At 62.6% G+C, this 26,364-nt stretch carries 28 protein-coding genes; 15 read left to right on the plus strand and 13 right to left on the minus strand.

Annotated features, from left to right (window positions below; all coding sequences use genetic code 11):
* Positions 1 to 36 precede the first annotated feature (36 nt).
* The 3 genes from tldD to NMG46_RS15150 form a co-directional block, all read right to left on the minus strand.
* Entirely contained in the window at positions 37 to 1,449 is a 1,413-nt protein-coding gene (gene tldD, locus NMG46_RS15140) for a metalloprotease TldD (protein WP_254818450.1), read from the minus strand.
* 82 nt (positions 1,450 to 1,531) lie between these two features.
* Positions 1,532 to 2,023, minus strand: coding sequence for a GNAT family N-acetyltransferase (locus NMG46_RS15145; protein ID WP_254818451.1), 492 nt, complete (start codon positions 2,021 to 2,023; stop codon positions 1,532 to 1,534).
* Positions 2,024 to 2,033: 10 nt separating this feature from the next.
* A complete protein-coding gene (locus NMG46_RS15150; protein WP_254818452.1) occupies positions 2,034 to 2,558 on the minus strand; it encodes an invasion associated locus B family protein in 525 nt (174 codons plus the stop codon).
* A 371-nt stretch (positions 2,559 to 2,929) separates the two neighbouring features.
* Between NMG46_RS15150 and coxB the strand changes: the two genes are divergently transcribed.
* From coxB to rnhA, 11 genes are all read left to right on the plus strand, one after another.
* Positions 2,930 to 3,808, plus strand: a complete 879-nt coding sequence (gene coxB, locus NMG46_RS15155; protein ID WP_254818655.1) for a cytochrome c oxidase subunit II — start codon at positions 2,930 to 2,932, stop codon at positions 3,806 to 3,808.
* Positions 3,809 to 3,846: 38 nt separating this feature from the next.
* On the plus strand, positions 3,847 to 5,499 hold the full coding sequence (gene ctaD, locus NMG46_RS15160) for a cytochrome c oxidase subunit I (RefSeq protein WP_023716920.1): 1,653 nt from the start codon (positions 3,847 to 3,849) through the stop codon (positions 5,497 to 5,499).
* A 76-nt stretch (positions 5,500 to 5,575) separates the two neighbouring features.
* Positions 5,576 to 6,520: a heme o synthase gene (locus NMG46_RS15165; protein WP_254818453.1), complete on the plus strand. Its 945-nt coding sequence runs from the start codon at positions 5,576 to 5,578 to the stop codon at positions 6,518 to 6,520.
* Positions 6,521 to 6,522: 2 nt separating this feature from the next.
* Positions 6,523 to 6,684: a hypothetical protein gene (locus NMG46_RS15170; RefSeq protein ID WP_254818680.1), complete on the plus strand. Its 162-nt coding sequence runs from the start codon at positions 6,523 to 6,525 to the stop codon at positions 6,682 to 6,684.
* Positions 6,685 to 6,691: 7 nt separating this feature from the next.
* Positions 6,692 to 7,324: a cytochrome c oxidase assembly protein gene (locus NMG46_RS15175; protein ID WP_254818454.1), complete on the plus strand. Its 633-nt coding sequence runs from the start codon at positions 6,692 to 6,694 to the stop codon at positions 7,322 to 7,324.
* 1 nt (position 7,325) lies between these two features.
* Positions 7,326 to 8,207 carry a cytochrome c oxidase subunit 3 gene (locus NMG46_RS15180; RefSeq protein WP_254818455.1) on the plus strand — a complete coding sequence of 294 codons (882 nt, stop codon included), beginning with the start codon at positions 7,326 to 7,328 and terminating at the stop codon, positions 8,205 to 8,207.
* 82 nt (positions 8,208 to 8,289) lie between these two features.
* A complete protein-coding gene (locus NMG46_RS15185) occupies positions 8,290 to 8,676 on the plus strand; it encodes a DUF983 domain-containing protein (protein WP_254818456.1) in 387 nt (128 codons plus the stop codon).
* Positions 8,673 to 9,428: an SURF1 family protein gene (locus tag NMG46_RS15190; RefSeq protein WP_254818457.1), complete on the plus strand. Its 756-nt coding sequence runs from the start codon at positions 8,673 to 8,675 to the stop codon at positions 9,426 to 9,428. Before NMG46_RS15185 ends, NMG46_RS15190 begins: the two co-directional genes overlap by 4 nt.
* Before the next feature lie 107 nt (positions 9,429 to 9,535).
* Positions 9,536 to 10,540: a 4-hydroxy-3-methylbut-2-enyl diphosphate reductase gene (gene ispH, locus NMG46_RS15195; protein WP_254818458.1), complete on the plus strand. Its 1,005-nt coding sequence runs from the start codon at positions 9,536 to 9,538 to the stop codon at positions 10,538 to 10,540.
* 5 nt (positions 10,541 to 10,545) lie between these two features.
* Complete coding sequence (locus NMG46_RS15200; RefSeq protein ID WP_254818459.1) at positions 10,546 to 11,508, plus strand: homoserine kinase; 963 nt, start codon at positions 10,546 to 10,548, stop codon at positions 11,506 to 11,508.
* The gene (gene rnhA / locus NMG46_RS15205) at positions 11,505 to 12,044 is read left to right on the plus strand and encodes a ribonuclease HI (protein ID WP_254818460.1); all 540 of its coding nucleotides are present in this window, start codon (positions 11,505 to 11,507) and stop codon (positions 12,042 to 12,044) included. The genes NMG46_RS15200 and rnhA overlap by 4 nt, the downstream gene beginning before the upstream one ends.
* Positions 12,045 to 12,062: 18 nt before the next feature.
* Here rnhA and NMG46_RS15210 read toward each other — a convergent pair whose 3' ends face one another.
* The 3 genes from NMG46_RS15210 to NMG46_RS15220 form a co-directional block, all read right to left on the minus strand.
* Positions 12,063 to 12,542: a DUF2938 domain-containing protein gene (locus NMG46_RS15210; protein WP_254818461.1), complete on the minus strand. Its 480-nt coding sequence runs from the start codon at positions 12,540 to 12,542 to the stop codon at positions 12,063 to 12,065.
* A gap of 148 nt (positions 12,543 to 12,690) precedes the next feature.
* The gene (locus tag NMG46_RS15215) at positions 12,691 to 13,191 is read right to left on the minus strand and encodes a peroxiredoxin (RefSeq protein ID WP_254818462.1); all 501 of its coding nucleotides are present in this window, start codon (positions 13,189 to 13,191) and stop codon (positions 12,691 to 12,693) included.
* 82 nt (positions 13,192 to 13,273) lie between these two features.
* The gene (locus NMG46_RS15220) at positions 13,274 to 14,080 is read right to left on the minus strand and encodes a protein-disulfide reductase DsbD domain-containing protein (RefSeq protein ID WP_254818463.1); all 807 of its coding nucleotides are present in this window, start codon (positions 14,078 to 14,080) and stop codon (positions 13,274 to 13,276) included.
* 147 nt (positions 14,081 to 14,227) lie between these two features.
* On the opposite strand from NMG46_RS15220, the gene NMG46_RS15225 reads away from it, so the two are divergent.
* Positions 14,228 to 14,836 (plus strand): YqgE/AlgH family protein, encoded by a 609-nt coding sequence (locus tag NMG46_RS15225; RefSeq protein ID WP_254818656.1) that lies wholly within the window; start codon positions 14,228 to 14,230, stop codon positions 14,834 to 14,836.
* Between the two features lie 25 nt (positions 14,837 to 14,861).
* Here NMG46_RS15225 and NMG46_RS15230 read toward each other — a convergent pair whose 3' ends face one another.
* From NMG46_RS15230 to thrC, 4 genes are read right to left on the minus strand one after another with little or no spacing between them, the layout of a single operon-like run.
* Entirely contained in the window at positions 14,862 to 17,750 is a 2,889-nt protein-coding gene (locus NMG46_RS15230; RefSeq protein WP_302895658.1) for an EAL domain-containing protein, read from the minus strand.
* 3 nt (positions 17,751 to 17,753) lie between these two features.
* Entirely contained in the window at positions 17,754 to 18,350 is a 597-nt protein-coding gene (locus NMG46_RS15235) for a GNAT family N-acetyltransferase (RefSeq protein WP_254818464.1), read from the minus strand.
* A 15-nt stretch (positions 18,351 to 18,365) separates the two neighbouring features.
* Entirely contained in the window at positions 18,366 to 19,658 is a 1,293-nt protein-coding gene (locus tag NMG46_RS15240; protein WP_254818465.1) for a pitrilysin family protein, read from the minus strand.
* Between the two features lie 14 nt (positions 19,659 to 19,672).
* Positions 19,673 to 21,070 (minus strand): threonine synthase, encoded by a 1,398-nt coding sequence (thrC, locus tag NMG46_RS15245; RefSeq protein ID WP_254818466.1) that lies wholly within the window; start codon positions 21,068 to 21,070, stop codon positions 19,673 to 19,675.
* 128 nt (positions 21,071 to 21,198) lie between these two features.
* On the opposite strand from thrC, the gene NMG46_RS15250 reads away from it, so the two are divergent.
* Positions 21,199 to 21,897 carry a hypothetical protein gene (locus tag NMG46_RS15250; protein WP_254818467.1) on the plus strand — a complete coding sequence of 233 codons (699 nt, stop codon included), beginning with the start codon at positions 21,199 to 21,201 and terminating at the stop codon, positions 21,895 to 21,897.
* 38 nt (positions 21,898 to 21,935) lie between these two features.
* On the opposite strand, the gene NMG46_RS15255 is transcribed toward NMG46_RS15250, so the two are convergent.
* Entirely contained in the window at positions 21,936 to 22,625 is a 690-nt protein-coding gene (locus NMG46_RS15255) for an HAD family phosphatase (RefSeq protein WP_254818468.1), read from the minus strand.
* A gap of 179 nt (positions 22,626 to 22,804) precedes the next feature.
* Between NMG46_RS15255 and NMG46_RS15260 the strand changes: the two genes are divergently transcribed.
* Positions 22,805 to 23,938: a site-specific DNA-methyltransferase gene (locus NMG46_RS15260; RefSeq protein WP_254818469.1), complete on the plus strand. Its 1,134-nt coding sequence runs from the start codon at positions 22,805 to 22,807 to the stop codon at positions 23,936 to 23,938.
* Between the two features lie 62 nt (positions 23,939 to 24,000).
* On the opposite strand, the gene NMG46_RS15265 is transcribed toward NMG46_RS15260, so the two are convergent.
* On the minus strand, positions 24,001 to 24,612 hold the full coding sequence (locus NMG46_RS15265) for an HAD family phosphatase (RefSeq protein WP_254818470.1): 612 nt from the start codon (positions 24,610 to 24,612) through the stop codon (positions 24,001 to 24,003).
* Between the two features lie 11 nt (positions 24,613 to 24,623).
* Positions 24,624 to 25,736 carry an A/G-specific adenine glycosylase gene (gene mutY, locus NMG46_RS15270; protein WP_254818471.1) on the minus strand — a complete coding sequence of 371 codons (1,113 nt, stop codon included), beginning with the start codon at positions 25,734 to 25,736 and terminating at the stop codon, positions 24,624 to 24,626.
* 49 nt (positions 25,737 to 25,785) lie between these two features.
* Between mutY and NMG46_RS15275 the strand changes: the two genes are divergently transcribed.
* Positions 25,786 to 26,286 (plus strand): DUF721 domain-containing protein, encoded by a 501-nt coding sequence (locus NMG46_RS15275; RefSeq protein ID WP_254818472.1) that lies wholly within the window; start codon positions 25,786 to 25,788, stop codon positions 26,284 to 26,286.
* Positions 26,287 to 26,364 lie beyond the last annotated feature (78 nt).

A 26,364-nucleotide genomic window follows, 5' to 3' on the forward strand; every position in this document is an offset into this window, starting at 1 on the left:
TCGACAGGACGGACAGGGTGTTCGAAGCCGGCCGCATCAAACCCTGGTGCCGCCGACCGTCATCTGGTTCATCCTGAGATGCGGCTGGCCGACGCCGACCGGCACGCCCTGTCCGGCCTTGCCGCACATGCCGATGCCGGTGTCGAGCTTCATGTCGTTGCCGATCATCGCCACACGATGCATGGCATCCGGCCCGTTGCCGATCAGCATGGCGCCCTTGATCGGCTGCGTTACCTTGCCGTTCTCGATCATGTAGGCCTCGGTGCAGCCGAACACGAACTTGCCCGAAGTGATGTCGACCTGGCCGCCGCCGAACGACACGGCATAGATGCCATTCTTGACCGAGGCAATGATTTCCTCCGGCTCCATGTCGCCTGCGGTCATGTAGGTATTGGTCATGCGCGGCATCGGCTCGTGCGCGTAACCTTGGCGCCGCCCGTTGCCGGTGGCTTTCATGCCCATCAGACGCGCGTTCTGGCGGTCCTGCATGTAACCGACCAGCTTGCCATCATCGATCAACACGTTGTGGGCAGAAGGCGTGCCTTCATCGTCGACGGTCAGCGAACCACGCCGTTCGGGAATGGTGCCGTCGTCGACGACGGTGACGCCTTTCGCCGCCACCTGCTGGCCAAGCAGGCCGGCGAAGGCAGATGTCTTCTTGCGGTTGAAATCGCCTTCCAGCCCGTGGCCGACGGCCTCGTGCAGCATGACGCCCGGCCAGCCGCTCGACAGCACGATGTCGAAAGTGCCGGCAGGCGCGGGAACCGCTTCGAGATTGACCAGTGCTTGCCGCAGCGCCTCCTTGGCCGCATGCTTCCAGCTGTCCTCGATCAGGAATTCGCCAAAATCCTTGCGCCCGCCCATGCCGTAGGAGCCGCTCTCCTGGCGGTCACCGTCGCCGACCACCACCGACACGTTGATCCTGACCAGCGGGCGGATGTCGCGCACCATCTGGCCGTCGGCGCGCACGATCTCGACATGCTGCCAGGAGGCGGCGAGCGACGCCGTCACCTGCCGGACGCGCGGGTCCTCCGACCGCAGCCACGCGTCGATTTCCTGAAGCAGCTTGGCCTTGGTCTCGAAGGAAGGCGAGGGGATAGGGTTTCCGTCACCGTAGAGATGGCGGTTGGTGCGGGCGGGAGCCGCAGCAAGCGTGCCGGAATAGCCGCTCTTGACCGTCGAAACCGCATCGGCGGCGCGCAGCAGCGAGGCTTCGGAGAGATCACTGGAATGGGCGTAGCCGCTGGCCTCGCCGGCGACTGCGCGCAGGCCGAAACCCTGGTCGGTGTTGAAATTGGCGGTCTTCAGCTTGCCATTGTCGAACATCAGCGCTTCGCTTTCGCTGTATTCGAGAAACAGTTCACCGTCGTCGGCGCCGTTTATAGTCTCGGCGACGATCTGCTTGATGCGATCGTCGGAAATGTCGAATTGGCCGATCAGGCTGTTCATGGCGCTGGCCTCTTGAGAAGTGATTTTACGGCATGTAGGCGCCTGGGCGCCGTTCGGCAACTTCACGGTGGAACACCACGACCTAAGTCAAGCGGCGTGCCATCATGATTTCGTCGATCTCCCTGCCGTCATGAAGAAAGCCGGCCGGTATGCAGCCTATTTCGTGAAAACCTTCTCGTTGATAGAATCGTATGGCCGCTGGATTTTCAGCACTTACAGCCAGCTCGACCTGCCTTATGCCCAATGCTCGGGCGTGATCGAGCAGCAGATTGAGCATCTTGACGGCGTATCCGCCGCCACGCTCGCTGCCGCGCAAATAGACCATGACGATCGTCGCGCGGTGCATCATCTTGCTGGCCGGCTGGCGCATCAGGCCCATTATGCCGACAGGCTCCCCGCTCCGAAAGCTGACGACGACCAGGTTGTTCGTCAGGCGCCGCCGCCATTCCTCGTCGGGAAGTTGCTCCCATTCCGCTGCGCTGCTGGCGAAGGCTTCGGGCGCAGCGCGCAAAGCCTCCAGGCGAATTCGCTTGAATATCTCGAAGTCGTCCGCATCGAGCAGTTTCAGCGTCAAACGTGCAGCCTCAAGGCAGGGCGGCAAAGCCGTCGGCGAAACCCTTGAGGTCGACGGGAATGCCGATACCCTCCTCCGGCGTCTGGAAGACGATGAAGGTGGCGGACGTACCGGTCTTCAGCGTGTCGAGCAGCGGCTTTTCCAGGATGACCTCGGCATAGCAGCCGTCCTGGAAACAGCGCACGAAATAGGCGCGGCCGATATCCTTGCCGTCGACATTGAGGCCGAGCCCGTTGGGCAACAGCACACCGAGCGGCGCCAGCACGCGAAGGATTTCGGCCTTATTGTCGGCTGTACGCAGCACGACCACGGAAAGACCCATTTCCGGGCGGTCCTCGGCGACGACGTTCTGCATCATCACGCATTGTTCGGACGTAGCACCGGCCGGCGTATCGCAGATGATCGACCACGCCCCATGCGTCGACTTCACGGTGCCGCTTGGCTGCGCGGCATTGGCCAAGCCGGCGCCGGGCAAGGCTATTGCGGCGGCAACAAGGATGACCTTCGCCAAGGTTCTCGAAAGCCAAGGGTTCATGACGGCTCCATTGCGAATCACGGCACTTTAAGCCGCACTAAACCCAAGTAAAGGACGAGACCCCGGCGATCTGCCCCGACACAGGCGACAATGCGCTTTTCCGTGCCAATTTCGCCCTAATTGCGACGATTCCGCGCGCCGCGCGGCTCATTCTACTCGGATGCCGCTCTGGTGATTCGCGGCGAGCCGTCACCGCACGAAGCCACCGCCGCGCTTGCGCGCAAAAATGCCGCACGGGTTCCGGCGCTCCTTTCTTGCGGAGGCAAATAGAGTATGGTTTGAACCAGCCTTGAATTGTCCGGGATTCCCGTCCCGGCATTGTTCGACATTCTTGCGGTCCGATCGCGAGGAACTGGGAGATGACGAGGGCGATGAGAAAATTCCTGGCAACCGCCAAAATCGTAGCTAGTGCCGCCGCCACGTTGTTTGCCGCTGCATCGGCTCGTGCAGCCCAGCCCCAGCCTTGGGAAACCAGTTTTCAGCCTGCGGCGACCGACATTATGAGGCAGATCGAGTGGTTCGGGAACTACTCGTTCGCGTTCATCATTGTGATCACCGCCTTGGTGCTTTTCCTGATCGCCTACTGCATCTTGCGGTTCCGGGCGAGCGTCAACCCGACCCCGTCGCGCACCAGCCACAACACGCTGATCGAGGTCATCTGGACTGTCGGTCCCGTCGTCATCCTGCTCTGTCTCGCCATTCCCTCGTTCCAGCTGCTGACCGCGCAGTACACGCCGCCGGAAGAAGCCAAGCTGACCGTCAAGGCGACCGGCAATCAGTGGAACTGGGACTACGAATACCAGGTCGACAATACGCTTTCCTTCAATTCCGCGATCCTTCAGGATGCCGACAGGGCTGCTGCCGGCAAGGAAGATCGCGCCGCGTATCCGCGCCTGCTCGCCGTCGACAATGAGATGGTGGTGCCGGTCAACACCATGACCCGGGTGCTGGTGACGGCGACCGACGTCATTCATGCCTTTGCCATGCCGTCCTTCGGCATCAAGACCGATGCTGTGCCGGGCCGCATCAACGAGGTGTGGTTCAAGGCAGACAAGGAAGGCCTCTATTATGGCCAGTGTTCGGAACTCTGCGGCAAGGACCACGCCTTCATGCCGATCGCTATTCGCGTCGTCTCCGATGCGCAATACAAGACCTGGCTGGCGGCAGCCAAGACCGACCTTCCCGGCGCCAACAAGGCGCTGATGGCCGAGGTCGATGGCACGAACAAGGTAGCGGCCGCCGGCAACTGATGCCGCGACCAGAAAAGATTCAGGGAACGGAGCCGATCATGGCAGACGCTGCAGCTCACGACGACCACGACCACAAGCCGTATCATGGCTGGGTCCGGTGGGTGTATTCGACCAACCACAAGGACATTGGCACGCTTTATCTGATCTTCGCGATCATGGCGGGCTGCATCGGTGGCGCCTTGTCGGTCGTCATGCGCATGGAATTGCAGGAGCCGGGCATCCAGATATTCACGGGCCTGGCGCAGATGGTCTACGGCATGAATGGTGACGCCGCCATCGACGGCGGCAAGAGCATGTACAATGCTTTCACCACCGCGCATGCGCTGATCATGATCTTCTTCATGGTGATGCCGGCGCTGATAGGCGGTTTTGCCAACTGGATGGTGCCGATCATGATCGGCGCGCCGGACATGGCCTTCCCGCGCATGAACAACGTCTCGTTCTGGCTGCTGCCGCCGGCTTTCATCCTGCTGATTATCTCGGCCTTCGTCCCGAGTGCGCCCGGCGCCTACGGCGTCGGCGGCGGCTGGACGCTTTATCCGCCGCTATCGACATCGGGCCAGCCCGGACCGGCCATGGACCTGGCGATCCTTTCAATCCACATCGCCGGCGCCTCCTCGATTCTTGGCGCCATCAACTTCATCACCACCATCTTCAACATGCGCGCGCCCGGCATGACCATGCACAAGATGCCGCTGTTCGCCTGGTCGGTGTTGATCACCGCCTTCCTGCTGCTTCTGTCGCTTCCAGTGTTGGCCGGCGGCATCACCATGCTGTTGACCGACCGCAATTTCGGCACCACCTTCTTCGCCCCGGACGGCGGCGGCGATCCGATCCTGTTCCAGCACCTGTTCTGGTTTTTCGGCCATCCGGAGGTCTACATTCTGATCCTCCCGGGTTTCGGCATCATCAGCCACATCATCTCGACCTTTTCGAGGAAGCCGGTGTTCGGTTATCTAGGCATGGCCTATGCGATGGTTGCCATCGGCGCGGTGGGCTTCATCGTCTGGGCCCACCACATGTACACGACGGGCCTCTCGCTCGACACACAGCGCTATTTCGTCTTTGCCACCATGGTCATCGCGGTGCCGACGGGTGTGAAGATCTTCTCGTGGATCGCCACTATGTGGGGCGGGTCGATCTCGCTCAAGACGCCGATGCTGTGGGCGATCGGCTTCATCTTCCTGTTCACCGTTGGCGGCGTCACCGGCGTGCAACTGGCCAATGCCGGCCTCGACCGCCCGCTGCACGACACCTATTTCGTGGTCGCGCACTTTCACTACGTGCTGTCGCTGGGCGCGGTCTTCGCCATCTTCGCCGGCTGGTACTACTGGTTCCCGAAAATGACCGGCTACATGTATTCGCCGGTGATCGCCAACACCCACTTCTGGGTCACTTTCGTCGGCGTCAACCTGGTCTTTTTCCCGCAGCACTTCCTCGGCCTTTCCGGTATGCCGCGTCGCTATATCGACTATCCGGATGCCTTCGCCGGCTGGAATATGGTGTCGTCCTACGGCTCCTACATCTCGGCTGTCGGCGTCGTCATCTTCCTGTTCGGCGTCTTCGAGGCGTTCCAGAAGAAGCGTGTCGCCGGCGCCAATCCTTGGGGCGAGGGAGCGACCACGCTGGAATGGCAGCTGCCTTCGCCGCCGCCGTTCCACCAGTGGGAACAGTTGCCGAAGATCAAGTAGGCGGTTGCCTCCTTTAATACGGAACCGCCGGCCGACCGGCGGTTTTGGCCAACGGAATGATGGACTTTAAGTACGCATGGCCCTTGCCGAAGACAGACTGATTGACGAGCCAGGCTTCCGCATGTCGGAAGCGACGGCGGGCGATTTCTTCGCCCTGCTGAAGCCGCGCGTCATGTCGCTGGTGGTGTTCACCGCGTTTGTCGGCATGGTCGCCGCTCCGGTCACCATCAATCCGCTGCTGGCGGTGATCGCGATCCTGGCTATTGCCATTGGTGCTGGCGCGTCCGGTGCGCTCAACATGTGGTACGACGCAGACATCGATGCGGTGATGACGCGCACCGCCGGCCGTCCCGTGCCGGCCGGCCGCATCCGGCCAGGCGAGGCATTGAGTTTCGGGCTGGTGCTGTCGGTTCTGTCGGTGATGACGCTCGGCGTGCTGGTCAACTGGTTGGCCGCATCGCTTCTGGCCTTCACCATCTTTTTCTATGCCGTCATCTATACGATGTGGCTGAAGCGCTGGACGCCGCAGAACATCGTCATCGGCGGTGCTGCCGGCGCCATTCCGCCGGTCATCGGCTGGGCGGCGGTAACCGGATCGGTCAGCCTCGAAAGCTTGGTGCTGTTCCTGATCATCTTCCTGTGGACGCCGCCGCATTTCTGGGCGCTCGCGCTGTTCAAGTCGGAGGACTACGCCAAGGCAGGCATTCCGATGATGCCGAATGTCGCCGGCCATCCCGCGACCAGGCGCCAGATCTTTGCCTATGCGCTGGTCCTCGCGCCGGTTGGCGTGCTGCCATGGGTTCTTGGCTTCACTACGCCGGCCTATGGCATCGTTGCGTTGCTGCTCGGCGCCGGCTTCGTATGGTATGCGTGGAAGGTGCTGCAAATGGCCGCTGACGACAGGGCGATGAAGCCGGCCAAGGCCTTGTTCGGCTATTCGCTGCTTTATCTCTTCGCCATCTTCGCCACCTACCTTGGCGATTGCGTCGTCGCGCGCGCGCTGACCGTCGGCGGAGCATGAGCATGGCCGAAAAGCAGCTTGAACTGGTCACGCTGACCGAACGTCAGCAGAAGGCGCGCCGCAATCGCTCGGCCGCAATCGGTTTCGCGCTGGCGGCGCTGGTCGTCATATTCTACGTCGCGACCATCGTGAAATTTGGCCACAGTTTCCCTGGCTCGATGTGAGCTGACGATGACCAGGAAAACAGTCACCGATCCTACGAAGAAGAATACGAACCGCGTCGTCGCCGGCGTCTGCATCGCGTTTTTCGGCGGCATGATCGGCATGGCCTACGCCGCAGTGCCGCTCTATGCGATGTTCTGCCAGGCGACAGGCTACGGCGGCACCGTCAAACGGGCGACCCAGCAATATGCCGATCGGGTGCTCGACCGCGACATCACCATCCGCTTTGATGCCAACACCGCCGGCGTTCCCTGGCAATTCCAGCCGGTCGACCGCTCGATCACCATCAAGATCGGCGAGACCGCCGAGGCGCATTTCAGCGCGACGAACAAATTCAGCCGGCCCATCACCGGACGCGCCACCTTCAATGTACAGCCTGAACTGGCCGGACCTTACTTCAACAAGGTCGAGTGTTTCTGCTTCACCGACACGACGCTGAAGCCGGGCGAGACGCTGGACATGCCGGTCGTGTTCTATGTCGATCCCGACATCGTCAACGCGCCGGAATTGAAGGATTTGAGGACGATTACCCTGTCCTACACGATGTTCCCGGTCGACAAGACCAAGCCGGTCGCATCATCGGTGCCGGCCGACGGCCGCCGCAACAAGATTTCAGATACCGAAGCAAGCCTCGGGGGTTGATATGGCAGACGCACACGCAAAACCACAGCATGACTATCATCTCGTCGACCCGAGCCCGTGGCCTTTCCTGGGCTCCGTTGGGGCACTGGTGACCGCGATCGGCGGCGTCTGTTACATGCAGTATCTCAAGGGCGGCGATTTCCCGATCTTCGGTTTCAACATTGCCAATCCGTGGCTGTTCTTCATTGGCCTTTTGATCGTCATCTACACGATGTTCGCCTGGTGGTCTGACACCATCAAGGAGGCGCATGAGGGTCGCCACACCCGCGTCGTGTCGCTGCATCTGCGCTACGGCATGATCATGTTCATTGCCTCCGAGGTGATGTTCTTCGTCGCCTGGTTCTGGGCCTTCTTCGACGCCAGCCTGTTTCCGGGCGAGGTCCATCAATACGCCCGCACCGCCTTCACCGGCGGCGTCTGGCCGCCCAAGGGCATCGAAGTTCTCGACCCCTTCCATCTGCCGCTCTACAACACCGTCATCCTGCTTCTGTCGGGCACCACGGTGACATGGGCGCATCACTCGCTCATCCACGGCGACCGCAAAGGCCTGATCAATGGCTTGGTGCTGACCGTCGGCCTCGGCATGCTGTTCACCATGGTGCAGGCCTACGAGTACATGCACGCGCCGTTCGGCTTCAGGGATTCAATCTACGGCGCCACCTTCTTCATGGCGACCGGCTTCCACGGCTTCCACGTCATCATCGGCACTATCTTCCTGCTGGTCTGCCTGATCCGCGCCATGAAGGGCGACTTCACGCCCAAGCAGCATTTCGGCTTCGAGGCCGCCGCCTGGTACTGGCACTTCGTCGACGTGGTGTGGCTGTTCCTGTTTGCCTCGATCTACGTCTGGGCCTCGAACGGCGCGATGATCGAACCGCATTGAGATCGACCTGAGGAAATCGACAAGGCGGCTGCGGCGACGTGGCCGCCTTATCTTTTGCGGCAAATGCTCCTAAGATGATCCCATGAGCGACGACAAGGCGATCTGGCCACCGATCGATCCGGTCTCGGCCGGCCTGCATGGCCGCTGCCCGCGCTGCGGCGAGGGCAAGCTGTTTTCTGGATTCCTCACGGTCGGCAATCGCTGCACCAATTGCGGCCTCGATTATTCCTTCGCCGATGCCGGCGACGGGCCGGCGGTGTTCGTTATCCTGATCATCGGCTTCATCGTCGTCGGCCTGGCGTTGTGGACGGAGGTGACGCTCAATCCGCCGCTCTGGCTGCATCTGCTGCTGTGGATTCCGCTGACGCTGGTGCTTTGCCTGGCGGCGCTCCGGCTGATCAAGGGCGTGCTGCTGACGCTGCAATACCGCAACAAGGCGGCCGAGGGCCGGCTGGACCGCGGCGAATGAGCGAGGCATCAGGTTTGATGGCCGGCCGGTCGCCGCCCAAGCGCGCATTGGCGCTCGGCCTGGGTATCATCGTGTTTTTGATCCTGCTGGCGCTCGGCACCTGGCAGGTTCAGCGCCTGCACTGGAAAGAGGGCCTTCTCGAGACGATAGACCAGCGCACGCATTCGGCGCCCGTGCCATTGGCCGAGGTCGAAAAGCGGTTTGCTGCCACCGGCGACGTGGACTACACGCCGGTAACGGTGACCGGCACTTTCCTGCATCAAGGCGAGCGGCATTTCCTCGCCACCTGGGAAGGCCAGTCCGGTTTCGATGTCTTCACGCCGCTGCAGCTCGACGATGGCCGCTTCGTACTGATCAACCGCGGCTTCGTGCCTTACGATTTCAAGGACCCAGCCAAGCGGCCGCAGGGGCAGGTAACGGGCGAACTGACGGTGACAGGGCTCGCCCGCAACCCGCTGCCGGCCAGGCCCTCGATGATGCTTCCCGACAATGATCCGCAGAAGAACATCTTCTACTGGAAGGACCGTGATGCGATGGCCTCTAGCGCCGGCCTTCCGGCAGGTGCGGCGCTGGTGCCGATCTTCATCGATGCGAACGCCACGCCCAACCCCGGCGGGCTGCCGGTCGGCGGCGTCACCGTCATCGACCTGCCGAACAGCCATCTGCAATATGCGATAACCTGGTACGGCCTTGCCGCCGCCCTTGCCGGTGTCCTTATCTCCTGGCTCCGCCGCCCGGCGAAAGACCAATGATCGCCGCCACTACCCTTGACAGGGCAGGGCCGCGCACCTCATTTCGCGCCTAGAGCTCAGAAGTCACAGTCCGATCAACCGGCCTACAATCAGCGTAAGATGCAATCATGCTTCACACAAAGCCACCGCTGACCATCCGGCTTTGCCAGCCGCGCGGTTTCTGTGCTGGCGTCGACCGTGCCATCCAGATCGTCGTGCTGGCGCTGAAGAAATACGGCGCGCCGGTCTATGTCCGCCACGAGATCGTGCACAACCGCTACGTCGTCGAAGGGCTGCAAAGCCTCGGCGCGGTGTTCATCGAGGAGCTCTCCGAGATCCCGCCCGAGCATCGCCAGAGCCCGGTCGTCTTTTCGGCGCATGGCGTGCCGAAATCGGTGCCGGCCGACGCTCAGTCGCGCAACCTCTTCTATCTCGACGCGACTTGCCCGCTGGTTTCGAAAGTCCACAAGCAGGCAATGCGCCACCAGCGGCTTGGCCGCCACGTGCTTTTGATCGGCCATGCCGGGCATCCCGAGGTGATCGGCACAATGGGCCAGTTGCCGGATGGCGCGGTCACTCTGATCGAGACCGAAGCCGACGCCGCAAGCTTCGTGCCTGCAGACCCGCAGGCGCTCGGCTTCGTGACCCAGACGACGCTGTCGGTCGAGGACACCGCTGGTATCATTCGCGCCCTGCAGCAGCGTTTTCCCGAGCTGCATGCGCCGGCGGCGGAATCGATCTGTTATGCCACCACCAATCGCCAGGAAGCGGTCAAGGAAACAGCGGCCGGCGCCGATCTCTTCCTGGTTGTCGGCGCACCTAACTCCTCCAACTCGCGGCGCCTGGTCGAAGTGGCCGAGCGCGCCGGCGCCTCGATGTCGCTTCTCGTGCAGCGCGCCTCCGAAATTCCGTGGAATGAGATTGCCGGCATTTCGACGCTCGGCCTGTCGGCGGGCGCCTCGGCGCCGGAGATCATCGTCGACGAGATCGTCGATGCGTTCAGGCAGCGCTTCGACGTGACCATCGAGCTGGCCGTAACGGCGACGGAGACGGAGGACTTTCCGGTGATGCGGGTGTTGCGCGATGTCGAACTGACGGCCGCCGACATGGCCTTCGTCAACGGGGCCGCGTAACAACGATGGCGGTCTACACCGACGTCAACGAGGGCGAGCTCGGCGCATTCCTCAGGAACTATCCGGTCGGCGACCTCCTGTCCTACAAGGGCATCGCCGAAGGCACCGAAAACTCGAATTTTCTGCTGCACACCAGCAGCGGCTCCTACATCCTGACGCTTTACGAGAAGCGCGTCGACAAGGCTGACCTGCCGTTCTTTCTCGGCCTCATGGCCCATCTCGCCAGAAAGGGCATTTCGTGCCCGCTCCCGGTCACCGCACATGATGGCAGTGTCATTGGAACACTTGCCGGTCGGCCGGCGGTCATCATCACCTTTCTCGAAGGCCTGTCGCTGCGGCGGCCGACGGCTGCGCATTGCGGCGAGGTCGGCAAGGCGCTGGCGGCACTGCATCTCGCCGGCGCGGATTTTCCGATGACCCGCCCCAACGCCCTTGCCATCGATGGCTGGCGCAAGCTGTGGAATGCCGCCCGCGCCCGCGCCGACGAGGTCGAGCCGGGACTGGCGGCCGAGGTCGATGCCGATTTCGCCGATTTCGAGCGGAACTGGCCGAGCGGTCTGCCGCAAGGCATCATCCATGCCGATCTTTTCCCGGACAATGTGTTCTTCCTCGGCGAGAAACTGTCCGGGCTGATCGACTTCTATTTCGCTTGCAACGACCTCTACGCCTATGACGTTGCCACGTGCCTGAACGCCTGGTGCTTCGAGAAGGATTTTTCCTTCAATCTGACCAAGGGCACGGCGCTGCTTGCCGGCTACCAAAGCGTGCGGCCGTTGAGCAGTGACGAGAAAGCTGCGCTGCCGATGCTGGCGCGCGGCTCGGCGCTGCGCTTCATGCTGACCCGGCTCTACGACTGGCTGACGGTTCCGGATGGCGGGCTGGTGATGAAACGCGACCCGACCGAGTATATCCGCCGGATGCGCTTCCACCGGGCGATCAACTCTCCTTCCGAATATGGACTGACATGACCAAGCACGTTGAAATCTTCACCGATGGTGCCTGTTCGGGTAATCCCGGGCCTGGCGGCTGGGGCGCAATCCTGCGCTTCAACGGCGCCATCAAGGAGCTCCATGGTGGCGAGGCTCTGACCACCAACAACCGCATGGAGTTGTTGGCGGCGATCTCGGCGCTCAACGCGCTCAAGGAGCCTTGCGTCGTCGACCTTTATACCGACAGCAACTACGTCAAGGACGGCATTTTCGGTTGGATCGATGGCTGGAAGCGCAACGGCTGGAAGACCGCCGCCCGGCAGCCGGTGAAGAATGCCGAGCTGTGGCAGCAGCTCGACGCGGCGCGCAACCGCCATCAGGTTACCTGGCATTGGGTCAAGGGCCATGCCGGCCATCCTGAGAACGAGCGCGCCGACGAATTGGCGCGGCTCGGCATGGCGCCATTCAAGACGAAGTCGGCGAAGCCCGTGCTCGCGTCCGTGCCGCCGAAGGAAGGCACCCAGTCCAGGCAATCGGCGGCCAAGAAGGTTCGGCGCTCGACCCAGAGTTATTGATCCGGTTGAACTGGCGTGTCAGCGGATCAGAAGGGCGGTGCCGAACAGTCCGATGGCAAACACCGTATGCGACACAAGATTGAGGGCGCGGACCTGCATCGGATTGGGCCGCTTCGAAGCGGCCCAGCCGGCGCCCATGCCGGGCGCCAGCAGGAACCAGCCGGCGCCGACGGTGACGATGCCGAGGATAAAGGCCGGCAGGAAGGTCGGCGCGGTGAGCCAGGCCGTCCCGGCCAGCACGACCAGTATGATGCCGTAGACGATGCCGACAGCATAATGAAAGGCCCAACCAATCGCCGATTCATGCGCGTAGGGCAGGGCCTCGCCAATGTCATCATGGAAGACCTTGCCTTCCCTGAGATGCCAGACCCAGCGGCCGACCAGCCCCCAGTTCGGGCGCGGTTGGGCAAAGGCCTTGTTCAGGAAAATCGCCCAGACATCCATAAGCGCGGTTGCGCCGATGCCGATCGCGACGCTGCGCCACAAGATGTCAGACATAATCGAGGTCCCCAAAAGCAAGCAGTCCGGAAGGGCCGACACATGGCCCCGAAAACCGGGTCGGCTTTCGGAAGGATCATGCGCCGATGCAAAAGTCAGCGTCCTTTGGACGTTGAGCGCTCGAAGGCGCCCCGCCGCCGTCCCAGGCCTAAGCTGTCGCCAGGACGGAAAGCTGTCCGAGAATGTGAGCCGCACCGGATTCGTCGACGCCGGGCTTTGTCTCGACATTGAGTGCGGTGACCCTGCCGTCCTCGACGATCATCGAAAAACGCTTCGAGCGCAGCCCCATGCCGCCGCTGGAGAGGTCGGCGTCGAGGCCGACCGATTTGGCGAAATCGCCATTGCCATCGGCAAGATAAAGGATTTTGCCTTCACCGCCGCTGAAGCGGGCCCAAGCCCCCATGACGTGAACATCGTTGACCGAGACAACGGCGATAGTGTCGACGCCGCGCGCCAGGATGGCGTCGTAATTGTCCAGGTAGCCGGGCAGATGATTGTTGCTGCAGGTCGGCGTGAAAGCGCCTGGAACGCCAAACAGCACGACCGTTTTTCCTGAGAATATCTCGCCCGTCGTGATCGGCTTTGCACCATCGGCGGTCATTGTCTTGAAGGTCGCATCGGGCAGTTTGTCGCCAACGGAGATCGTCATGATGGTCCTCGTTTGGAAATGGAAGGGAGTGTCCTTGCGATAGCGAATTAAGGCGCGCCCGGCAACCGTCCAGACGTTGGCATCACGGGAATGGCAACAGGCCTTCGACCGCGCCTGCGGCACTTGTCAGTGTGTAGTGCAGGCCGCCATCGGTTGGCGTTGTCGACGGCCTGTCGAGGATCGGCACAGTAAAGATCAGCTTGCCATCCTTTACACTGCGTGCCGGGGCACCGAACATGTAGTCGCGTTCGCCGGCAACGAAGAAGTCGGCGCCCTCGGGGCTGCCCGGAACGCTCGCTTCGACAATCAGCGTTTCGTGATCGCCCGGCAGTACATTTATGCCGAAATCGGGCGTTGCCGTGGCGGGCAGGGTGGCAAGGCCTGCCTTGACCAGTGCCGCGTCCTCGGCGTTGTCCGGATCGGCGCCGGGATCGACGGTCAGTCTTGTTTGCACCGGGATGCAGATGGTTTCGCAGATGCCGAGGAAAATGTCCGCATCGATGACGGCCGGCTGGCCGGGCGTGGCAAGCGTGAACGTCACCGGCAACGAAACCGGGTGGTCGTAGCCGGCCCATTTGCCATAGCCGTCATCATGGCGCTGCGGCGGCGGAAACAAAAGAGTCGCGTCGGCAATGTTGGTGCTGGCCGAGACGTCGATCTGTGGCGGCACGCCCGCATCGCCCGGATCGCGCCAATAGGTTTTCCAGCCAGGCTTCAGCGCAATGTCGAGGACGCCCTGGAGACGTCCGGCCTCGTCGGCTTTGCCGCTCGTCACCAGCCTCACCCTGCCGCCTTCGCTGTTGTACCAGGCCGACGAGGAGGCTGAGGCTGGGAGACCGGTCGCCGATCCAATGGCCACAACAAGCAGCAGGATTTTCAAGCTTTGCATGACGGTGATTTGATCGTCCGTTGATGGCCGCACAATGATTTCATGACGCGGCCGGCATCATATTTGCGTGACCTTCGATTTACGAGCCTGATCAAATCGAGCGCCGCCCATCTTTTCGACGCTTCGGAAACGCGTTACGCTGTGGCCATGGATTTGTTGCGCCATAAAAGGACGGCCACAGGACCCGGCTTTCTCGACGACCAGTTCCTGATCGCCATGCCCGGCATGAAGGATGACCGCTTCACGCGCTCTGTCATCTACATTTGCGCGCACAGCGACGAAGGCGCGATGGGGCTGATCATCAACCAGACGCAGCAGATGCTGTTTCCGGACCTGCTCGTGCAACTTGGCATCATGAATGAGATGGAGGCGATCCGTCTGCCGGCGCCGGCGCGCGACTTTGTCGTGCGCAATGGCGGACCGGTGGATCGCAGCCGCGGGTTCGTTCTACATTCGGGCGACTACCGGGTGGAATCCTCGCTCGCCGTGTCCGACGACGTCTGCCTGACCGCGACCGTCGACATTTTGCGCGCCATCTCCTCCGGCCGCGGACCCCGGCGGGCGCTGATGGCTCTCGGGTATGCCGGCTGGGGTGCGGGCCAGCTTGAAAACGAGATCGCCGAGAATGGATGGCTGACTTGCCCGGCAAGTGCCGAGCTTCTGTTCGACGCCGACATCGACCGCAAATACGACCGGATCCTTGCCTCGATCGGCATCGATCTCGCGCATCTCAGCCTGGCTGCCGGTCACGCCTGAGCCCTCATCACGTCCCCGAAACTTGTCACGCTTGAGTGAGCGGATACTGTTCCTTCAGCGTCTTCAGCACCTGGTCGCCGGGCATCGGCGCGCCGAACATGAAGCTTTGCACGTATTCGCAGCCCATCTGCCGCAGCTCCAGCGCATCGCTTTCGTCCGAAATGCCTTCGGCAACGACCGACAGGCCGAGCTCATGCGCCATGTTGACCATCGATTTGAGCAGCACCGCGCGTTTCGGCGTCGCGTCGTCCACGAAGCTCTTGTCGATCTTGATGGTGTCGAACGGAAAGCGCGTCAGATAGGCCAGCGATGAGTAGCCGGTGCCGAAATCATCCAGCGACAGGCCGATCCCAAGCTGCTTCAGCTTGGTCAGCACATGGGCGGTCTGCTCGGGATTGTCCATCACCAGCGATTCGGTGAGTTCGAGCCGGAAGCAGCGCGGTTTCAGGTTGGCTCGCGCGATCACCGAGCGGACGTCGCTGACCAGGTCGCGGCGGATGAGCTGACGGCTGGACAGATTGACCGAGACCGACAGCGGCGCATCGCCGATCTGCTTTTGCCATCCGGCCAGGTCTTCGGCAGCCTGCTGCATGGCGAACAGCCCAAGCTGCACGATCAGGCCGCAGTTTTCGGCAACCGGAATGAAATCCGCCGGCGGGATCATGCCGCGCCGCGGATGGTCCCAGCGCAGCAACGCTTCGAAGCCGGCAACGCTGCCGTCCTCCAGCCGCACGATCGGCTGATAGGCAAGCGTGAATTCGCGTCGCTCGATGGCGCGGCGCAGGTCGGACTCGAACTGCAGCCGGTCGGTGCCGACGGTGCGGAAGGCGGGCCGGAACGGCTCGATCCTGTCGCCGCCGAAGCGCTTGGCCTGATGCATGGCAAGCTCGGCATCCTTGACCATGTCCTCGGCCGACGTCTGCGTGGACGTCCAGGTGATCAGCCCGATCGAAGCGGTCAGCACGATCTCGCGCTTGGCGAAGGTGATCGGGTTGTTGATGGCGTGCTTGATGGCATCGGCGATGGCCGCGATGCGAGCCGGATCCTGCTCCGACAAAAGCATCAGCGCGAACTGGTCGCCGGCAAAGCGCGACAGCGAATCCTTCGGCTTGAGCAGCCGGTGCAGCCGCCGCGCTATGGTCAAAAGGATGGTATCGCCGGCCGAGATGCCGAGCCCGTCATTGACCTGCTTGAAGCGATCGATGTCGATGACGAAGACGGTCGGGCGCACCTTCTCTTCGGTGCGGGCGATCGAAATGATCGCCTCCAGCCGGTTCATGAACAGCTCGCGGTTGGGCAAGCCGGTCAGATTGTCGTGCACGGCGTCGTGCAGCAGCCGTTCCTCGGACTTCTTCTGCTCCGTCACATCGACCATGGTGCCGACGCAGCGGATGACCTCGCCGTCCGAGCCGATCACCGGCCGGGCGCGCAGCGCAAACCAGTGATAGTGCCCGTCGGCGCCGCGCAGGCGGAAGTTTTGCGACACCCGGCCACGCCGGTGCTCGAGCACCACGTCGAGCGTCGTGCGAAACGTGTCGCGGTCGTCGGCATGCAGCACCGGCAGCCAGTTGCGGGCGGGACCGCCGAGACTGTTGGGAGCAAGGCCGAGCTGAATGCTGACGTCAGGACGAGTGACGACCCGGTCGCGCAGCACGTCCCAGTCCCACACAGTATCGCCCGATCCGGCAACCGCCAGCGCCTGCCGCTCGAGATCGGAGAACAGGCCCTGGTGCAGGGCGCCGCCAGCAAAAGCGTGCTGCATCACCGTGAAGCCGATCAGCAGGATGATGAGGATCAGCCCGCCGCCCAGCGCCGGCTGGGCGATATCGTTGTCCAGCATGCCGGTGATCGCCATCCACGATCCGCATAGCCACAGCAGAACCATCACCCAACTGGGCACGAGCATGATGGCGCGGTCGTAACCGCGGATACCGAGGAAGATGATCAGGCCGAGCCCGGTCAGTGCGGTGGCGGCGAAGGACAGCCTGGCAATGCCGGCGGCAACCGCCGGATCGATGATGGCGACGCCGGCGATCAGCACCAGCCCGAGAATCCAGACCAGCGCGCCATAGCTGAAATGGCCGTGCCACCGGTTGAGGTTGAGATAGGCAAACAGGAACACCACGAAGGTCGCAGCAAGCGCCACCTCCGTTCCGGCGCGCCACATCTGCTCGTTGCCCGGGGATATTTCTATGATCTTGTTAAGAAAGCCGAAATCGACGCAGATATACGCAAGCACCGCCCAGGCAAGGGCCGCCGTCGCCGGGAACATCGAGGTCCCCTTGACGACGAAAAGAATGGTCAGGAACAGCGCCAGCAGGCCGGCGATGCCGATGACGATGCCACGAAACAGCGTGTAGGAATTGACCGAGTCCTTGTAAGATTCAGGATCCCACAGATAGACCTGCGGCAGCTTGGGCGAGGCGAGCTCGGCGATGAAGGTGATCACCGTTCCGGGGTTCAACGTCACCCGGAACACGTCGGCGTCGGGGCTGGTCTGGCGGTCGAGCGCAAAGCCTTCGCTGGGCGTGATCGCGGCGATACGGGTCGAGCCGAGATCCGGCCAGAACAGGCCGGAATTCACCAACCGGAAATGCGGTGCGACAATGAGCCTGTCGAGCTGCTGGTCGGTGGTATTGGCGAGCGCGAACACCGCCCAGTCGCCGGTCGAGCGCGCGTCATTGGCCTCGACCTCGATGCGCCGCACGATGCCGTCCGGGCCGGGTGCCGTCGAGACCTGGAAATTCTCGCCTTGGTTGCGGTAGATTGCGACGGCGCCCGAAAGGTCGAGCGCCACGTCGTCGCGGGCGATCTTGATCGGTTCGACCGCAAACGCCGACGATGCCGCGCAGAGCGTGACGATTGCCGCCAGCATAAAGGCAAGCAGCGACCCGTTGCGCAGAAAATTCGTCAAAAATCAGTCCTTTGTTCCAACGCCCGGCGGATCGTCCGCGATTCGGGCGTATAGGTAATGGTCCTGCCAGATGCCGTTGATCCTGAGATAGGATCGTAGCAGTCCTTCGCGCCGGAATCCGGCTTTTTCAAGCACGCGGATCGACCGGGCATTATCGGGGATACAGGCAGCTTCGATCCGGTGCAACCGCAGCGTTTCGAAGGCAAAACGCGTCACCACCTTGACGGCATCGGTCATCAGGCCGCGTCCGCTGAACCGCTCGCCGATCCAGTAGCCGATATGTCCGCTTTGGGCGACCCCGTGGCGGATATTGCCGAGGGTGATACCGCCGGCCAGCTTGCCGCTGCTTTTCTCGAAGATGAAGAAGGCGATCGCCGTCCCCTGCGCGTAGTCCTCGCGGTAGCGGCCGATACGGTGCCGCCACGCCGTGCGGTCGAGCTCGTCAGGCGTCCACCGCGGCTCCCACGGCTCGAGGAAGGCGCGGCTTTCACTGCGCAACACCGACCACTCGCGATAGTCGTTGGTCAGCGGCACGCGCAGCGTGACCAGCTCGCCCTTCAGTGCCGGCAGGTCGCGGCGAAAGAAAGGGAGCGCGAACACGATGCTCGAATGGGCTTAGACGGCAAGCTTACGGGCAGTGGTCTGCGTGCCCGAAAGCGAATCGAGGATCGCCTCATAGGGCGCGAGCGTACCCACCGGCCCGACAGCTGTAAGCGTCGGCTTGGTCGAAAAAAGCCGGGACGACAGATCCGTCAGCCGCTCGACGGTCAACGCCGACAGGCGCTCCATCAGCTCTTCCTTGGCGATCGGCCTGCCGAACAGAAGCAACTGCCTGGCGATCTGCGAGGCGCGGCTGGCCGGGCTCTCGGCCGACATGATCAGCCCGGCGCGGTATTGCGCCCGCGCCCGGTCGAGCTCCTCCTGCAGGATGTTTTCGCCGGCCTTTTGCAGCTCGTCGATGATCACAGGCACCAGCTCGGCAATATCGCTTTGTCCGGTCGCGGCATGGACCCCGAAGACGCCGGTGTCGGAAAAACCCCAATGGAAGGCATAGACCGAATAGCACAGCCCGCGTTTTTCGCGGACTTCCTGGAAAAGTCGCGACGACATGCCGCCGCCGAGGATCATCGACAGGACCTGGGAGGCATAGAAATCGCGGACGTGATAGGCGCGGCCCTCGAAACCCAGCACGATCTGGGCGTCCATCAGGTCGCGGTCCTCGCGAAAATCGCCGCCGACATACTGCGCATATTGCGGGATGGTGCCGTCGGCGTTGCCGCGGAAGCTGCCGAGACGCTTTTCGACCTCCCGCACGAAATCGTCGTGCTTGATATCGCCGGCCGCCACCATCACCATATTCTCGGCGCCGTACTGTCGTTCGATGAAGTCGTGCAACTGCTTCGAAGTGAAGGATTTGACGGTTTCCGGCGTGCCGAGAATCGAGCGGCCGATAGTCTGGTGGCGAAAGGCGGTCTCGGTAAAGTGATCGAAAACGACGTCGTCGGGCGTATCGTGCGCGGCGCCGATCTCCTGCAGAATCACATGCTGCTCTCGTTCCAACTCCTGCGGATCGAATTCGGATTCCTGCAGGATGTCGGAAAGAATATCGACCGCCAGCGGCACGTCGTCGCTCAGAACTCTTGCATAATAGGAGGTCGTCTCGACGCTGGTGGCGGCATTGATCTCGCCGCCGACGTCCTCGATCTCCGAGGCAATCTCGAAGGCGCTTCGCCGCCTGGTGCCCTTGAAAGCCATGTGCTCGAGCAAGTGCGCCATTCCGTGCTCTTCGTCACGCTCGTTGCGTGCGCCCGACTTGACCCAGGCGCCAAGGGCAACAGATTCGAGGCTTGGAAGGGTTTCGGTGGCGACTGTCAGGCCGTTCGACAGACGGCTTACCTCAACACCCATATGGCAATTACTCCCTAACGCGCCGCCCGCGTGTGGCGGCCGAGATAATCTTCCACCATTTTCAGGTCGGATGGAAGTACCGTGTATTTTTCCTCGGCGCTCATCAACCCGCCTAGCCATGCAGGCAGGGCAGGCGACACGCCGCTGGCGGCTTCGACGGCGGCGGGAAACTTTGCCGGGTGCGCAGTGCCCAGCACCACCATCGGCACCTCACCCGCAGCCTTGCCGGCGGCCACATGCACGGCCGCGGCCGTATGCGGGTCGAGCAGATAGCCGCTCGCCGCTAGTGTGGTGCGGATGGTGGCGGCGACCTCGTCCATGGTGGCGCGGCCGGCGTCGAATTCGGAGCGGATCTTGGCGATTTCGCCAGCCTCGATGGTGAAGGCGCCGGACTGCTTGAGCCCGTTCATGTAGCGCCGCACGGTCGAGGCATCGCGGCCGGACGCTTCGAACAGCAAGCGTTCGAAGTTCGAAGACACCTGGATGTCCATCGAGGGCGACGTAGTCGAAAAAACCCCCTTCATGCGGTATTCGCCGGTCGCCAGCGTGCGCGCCAGAATATCGTTGTCGTTGGTGGCGATGATCAGCCGTTCGATCGGCAGCCCCATCTTCTTGGCGGCATAGCCGGCAAAGATGTCGCCGAAATTGCCGGTCGGCACGGTGAAGGAAACCGGTCTGTCGGGCGCGCCGAGCGACAGCGCGGAGGAGAAATAATAGACGATCTGGGCCATGATGCGGGCCCAGTTGATCGAATTGACGCCCGACAGCGATACCCGGTCGCGAAAACCGTGGTCGTTGAACATGTCCTTCACCAGGCTCTGGCAGTCATCGAAATTACCTTCGATCGCCAACGCATGGACGTTTGCGGCGGTCGAGGTCGTCATCTGCCGCTGCTGTACCGGCGAGACGCGGCCATGCGGGAAAAGCACGAAGATGTCGGTGCGGTTGCGCCCGGCAAAGGCATCGATGGCGGCCCCTCCGGTGTCGCCGGAGGTGGCGCCGACAATGGTGGCGCGCTGGTCGCGCTCGGCCAGCACATGGTCCATCAGCCGCGCAAGAAGCTGCATCGCCACGTCCTTGAACGCGAGCGTCGGGCCGTGGAAGAGCTCGAGCACGAAGCTGTTCGGCCCGGTCTGCACCAGCGGGCAGACGGCCTCATGGCGGAAGCTCGCATAGGCTTCGCGCACCAGCCGTTCGAACACCGGCGCCGCGATCTCGCCGCCGAGGAACGGCGACAGCACCCGGATGGCAAGATCGGGATAGGCAAGGCCGCGCATGGCGCGGATCTCGGCTGCGGAAAAATGCGGCCAGGCGCTCGGCAGGTAGAGCCCTCCGTCGCGCGCCAGTCCGGCCAGCACGGCGTCGGAAAATCCAAGCGCGGGCACTTCCCCGCGGGTACTCACATATTGCATCGTCACGTTTCCATTGCTGCCGGGAATTTTGGCCCGCCGCGAGGTGGTGGATTTCTGCGCGGGCTCAGTCGCATTTTTGCCGCGCGGTTGATATACGTCACCGGCTTTGCGAGAGGGAAGTGCAGTTCATGGCGTTTCATTCATTCAACGGTCGTTTTGTCGCGGGTCTGGGGCTCGCCGGCTTTATGCTTGCCGCCGCAGGCTGCCAATCGAGCGACAATGGTATTCTCGGCTTCGGCAAGAAGGACACGACGCCGCCACCGCCACCCGATCCCAAGGTGCTTTCCAGCCAGCTGCAGGCCTATTGCCCGAAAGTGACGTTGCGTGACGGCACCGCCTTCTTCAATACCTACGCCAAGAGCGGTCCGAAGCCGAAGAAAAAAACCGATGTCCCCGCCGAGGAAGCCGCCCAGCCGGCAACGGACGCGGCTGGCGTCGATCAGCCGGACGATTCCGCCAAGATCATCTATCAGGCTTCGATCACCGATGTGACCCGCGACTGCAGCCGCGCCAACGGCTCCTTGTCGATGAAGATAGCCGTCGCCGGCAAGGTCGTGCCTGGCCCGATGTTCACCCCCGGGACCATCACCATGCCGATCCGCATCGCGGTGATGCACGGCACCGAAGTTCTCTATTCGCAGCTTCACTCCTATCAGGTCCAGGTTACCGATCCTTCGAGTGCCACGCAGTTCGTCTTCACCGATTCCAACGTCGTCGTTCCGGAGCCGACGGCGAAGGACTACCAGGCATATGCCGGGTATGACGAGGGCGCCCCGAGAGTAGCGACAGACAAGCCGAGGAAGAAGAAAGCCGCCGCGACCAACTAAGCCGCTGCATTCGCGCTACGGCGGCTGGAGGCGGCCTCTCACGCGTCCGCCGACCATTCCGACAGCGCGGCGATCACGCTTTTCAGTTCCGCCCAGCGGCGGATGACCGTTTCCGCGCCGGCCTCGGTCAGCGCATCGGCGTGGCCGGGATAGCTGTGCGCCGCGCCGGTAAAGCCGATGACGCGCATTCCCGCCGTCTTGGCGCCGGTGACGCCATGCACCGAATCCTCGATGACAAAGGTGTTCGCCGGATCGGCCTTGAGCTTTTCCGCGGCGAACCGAAACACGTCCGGCGCCGGCTTGGTTTTCCCGGTCGGGGTTTCCAGCGAGGAAAAGATCCGGCCGGCAAAGAACGGCAAAAGCTGCACCTTCTCCAGCATGAATTCGATCCGCTCAGAACGCGAATTCGAACAGACGCAGCGCGGCACTGCTACCGCGGCGACAGCTTCGTGCGCTCCGTCAATGGCACGCACGTCGCTGCGCAGCCTACGATCGACAAGCTGTTCCTCCTTGTCGATCAGCGAGGCCTGGAACGGGATCCGGGACTTTTCCTCGACCCGCATCATGATGTCCTTGAAAGTCAGCCCGGCATAGACCTCGGAAATCTCCTCGGCCGATATTTCGTAGCCAGCCGAAGTCAAAAGCTCGGCATCGATACGCGCGGCGATGATTTCGGAATCGACGAGCACGCCGTCGCAATCGAAGATGACAAGATCTGGCTGGGGCATGGTGATCCGGGAAGCGGGACGAGGGGAATGCCGAGAGCCTTTGGTCAAAACGGCTCAGGCGGCGCGGCATACACCAACAGGCCGGGCTTCGCAAATTCGGCGTGCTGCTTCACTGAATATTTACGCTGATCGGTAACCATAACGGACAGTAAACAGTAACGCGTGCCTTGGGTGTCACAATGTCTGCCGTGCGTCTTCTCGACGACCTTTCCGATGCTCCCCAGCAATCCGAGTGGCTGGATACGATCCTGAAGGGCGACTGCGTCGCCGCGCTCGAACGGCTGCCGGAAAAGTCGATCGACGTGATCTTTGCCGATCCGCCTTACAATCTGCAGCTCGATGGCGATCTGCACCGGCCAGACCAATCCAAGGTCGATGCCGTCGACGACCATTGGGACCAGTTCGACAGTTTTGAGGCCTACGACGCCTTCACTCGCGCCTGGCTGCTGGCGGCGCGCCGCGTGTTGAAGCCCAACGGCACGATCTGGGTCATCGGCTCCTACCACAATATTTTCAGGGTCGGCGCCAAGATGCAGGACCTGGGCTTCTGGATCCTCAACGACGTCGTCTGGCGCAAGACCAATCCAATGCCCAATTTCCGTGGCCGCCGTTTCCAGAACGCGCATGAGACGATGATCTGGGCATCGCGCGACCAAAAGGGCAAGGGTTACACGTTCAACTACGAGGCGCTGAAGGCGTCGAACGACGACATTCAGATGCGTTCCGACTGGCTATTTCCGATCTGCACCGGCGGCGAGCGCCTGAAGAACGACAATGGTGACAAATTGCATCCGACGCAGAAGCCGGAAGCGTTGCTTGCCCGCGTCATGACGGCATCGACCAGGCCGGGCGACATCGTGCTCGACCCCTTCTTCGGTTCAGGTACCACTGGGGCTGTGGCCAAGCGGCTTGGCCGCCACTTCGTCGGCATCGAGCGTGAGCAGGCCTATATCGATGCCGCCATGGAACGTATCGATGCGGTCCGGCCGCTGGAAGGCGCCAATTTGACGGTGCTGACCGGCAAGCGGGCCGAGCCGCGCGTCGCATTCGTCACGCTTCTCGACAATGGCTTGGTGGCGCCCGGCGCCACGCTCTACGACGCCAAGAAGCGCTGGGCGGCAAAAGTGCGTGCCGACGGCACGCTGGCGATCGGCGACAATGCCGGGTCGATCCACAAGATCGGCGCACACGTGCAGGGGCTGGACGCCTGCAATGGCTGGACCTTCTGGCATTATGAGCGCAGCGGCGGCCTGACCCCGATCGACGAGCTTCGCCGCATTGCGCGGCTGGGCATGGAGCGGGCAGGGGCCTGAGGCTCCGAGTTGCGATAGATCGGTTATGCCAAGGCTCACCCAACCTCTGGAAGCGATTCAAATCACACTTTGATCCCAAGGCGCTCAAGGTCCGCCCTGAGCGTCTTTGCGTCGGTGAACAGCACAGCCTGCCAACCGGCCGCCTTGGCGCCGTCGACATTCTTCTGGCTGTCGTCGATGAACAGCGTGGCTGCCGGATCGAGGCCGAACGCGGCGACGTGGTGATCGTAGATGGCGCGATCCGGCTTGATCTGGCGGATGTCGCCCGACACGGTCACGCCGCGCGGCCTATTGAGGAAATCGAACCGCTCACGGGCCTCGGCAAGCGTATCGGCCGCGAAATTGGTCAGCATCGTCACGTCGTGGCCGCTCTCGATCAGCCCGATCATGATCGCGACGCTGTCCTCATAGGCATGAGGCACCATCTCGTGCCAGTGCCGGCGGAAATTGCGGATGTTTTCGGCATGGTCGGGATATTGAGCGATTGCCAGCGCTTCGGCCTCTTCCCAGCTGCGGCCGCGGTCCTGCTCGATGTTCCAGTCGTGCGTGCAGACATTTTCGAAGAACCATTTCCGTTCGTCGGGATCGGGGATCAAGCGGCTGAAGGGCAGGTTCGGATCATAGTGGATCAGCACTTTGCCGATGTCGAAAACGATGTGGCGGATTTCGGACATTCTTCTCTCTTTCAATGCGGCCGCTGCTTTTTCGTCGCGCCCGGTATCGCCGCTTCGATTACCTTTTTCATGACGCTCGGCAGCGCCTCCCCGGAAATTTCATGGGCCAGCGACCAGAAATGCCCGGCCGGGGCGGCACTGTCCGTCTCCGCCTTGAACACGTCGAGTTCAAGCGCAAAATGGGTAAAGATATGGCCGATGCGTCCGGCCTGCCGCCAGTCGCCGGGGAACGGGGCTGCCGCCGCCGTGGTGGCGCCATCGATCCGCGCGGTCCAGCCGGTCGTCGGCACTTCGGTCATGCCGCCCAGCAGGCCTTTATCCGCGCGCTTGCGCAAAAGGATGGCGCCGTCGCCCCTGACTGCGACGAAGGCGGCGCCGCGGCGCAAGGGTTTCTCGGCCTTGGGCAGGCGGACCGGAAAGCGCTCGGGATCGCCCGAGATTGTGGCGCTGCAATCCTGCCTGACGGGGCAGAGCATGCAGCGGGGCCGGCGCGGCGTGCAGATCGTCGCGCCCAGGTCCATCATCGCCTGCGCGAAGTCGCCGGGCCTTGTCGGGGGAACCATGCATTCGACCTGGCCGCGTATCTCGCCCTTGGCGTCGCCCAGAGGCGTGGCGATCGAATACAGCCGTGAGACGACCCGTTCGACATTGCCGTCGACGACCGCGGCTGGTCGGTCGAAGGCGATCGCCGCGATCGCCGCCGCCGTATAGGCGCCGATGCCGGGCAGTTCCCTCAAGCCGGACTCGCTGTCCGGAAAGCGGCCGCCTTGCCGCGCGACGAGATCGGCGCAGGCTTTGAGGTTACGGGCGCGGGAATAATAGCCGAGCCCGGCCCAGGCCTTCATGACGTCTTCGGTCGGTGCCGCCGCCAGTGCCTCGACAGTTGGCCATTTCTGCACGAAAGCCCGGAAATAGGATTTTACCGCCTCGACCGTGGTTTGCTGCAGCATCACTTCGGAAAGCCAAACGAGATAGGGATCGGGCTGGGCGCCGCCTGCCAGCGCACGCGGCGGAACGCGCCACGGCAGCTCGCGGTGATGCGCGTCGTACCAGCCAAGCAGCCGGAACGCGATCTCGCCATTGTCTCCGGATACGGCCTTGCGGGTCTGGTCGTGCAGTGCCATTGATCGAGGGTCGGCCCTAATCCACTGGTGCTGAAGCTGGAGAACGCACATGGCAGGGAAAAGGCCCTTCGGCAATCCCGTTCCGGTGAGCGATCTCGCAACCGAGATCCTCGACCCGGTGCTGCGCAAGCGAGCCGGCATGTCGATCGGGCTGGTCCAGTCGTGGGAAGAGATTGCCGGGCCGCGGCTTGCCGGCCGCTCACGCCCGGAAAAGATCCAGTGGCCGCGTCGCATGCACGAGGACGATCCGTTCGAGCCGGCCGTGCTGGTAATTGCCTGCGAGGGTGTGGCAGCACTGCATCTGCAGCACGAGACCGGCGAGATCATCAACCGGGTCAATGCGTTTCTCGGTTTCAATGCGATCGGCCGGATCAGGATCGTGCAGAAGCCGGTAATGGCGGGCAAGGAAAAGCCGAAACCCAGTTTGCGGCCGCTGACCGTGGCGGAGAAGGCGAAGCTGTCGGGCACTGTCGGTTTGATCGAGGACGACGGGCTGCGCGCCTCGTTGGAGCGGCTTGGCGCCACCATTCTTGGTCAAAAGAAGCCGTGATCTCGCGCTATCGTGATGGTATGCCCGGATTTGGCGATTGGAATAGGGGCGGTAATGCCTTAATTCGCGCCAACTCTC

This window comes from Mesorhizobium sp. LMG 17147, assembly GCF_024297145.1.
Classification (GTDB): domain Bacteria; phylum Pseudomonadota; class Alphaproteobacteria; order Rhizobiales; family Rhizobiaceae; genus Mesorhizobium.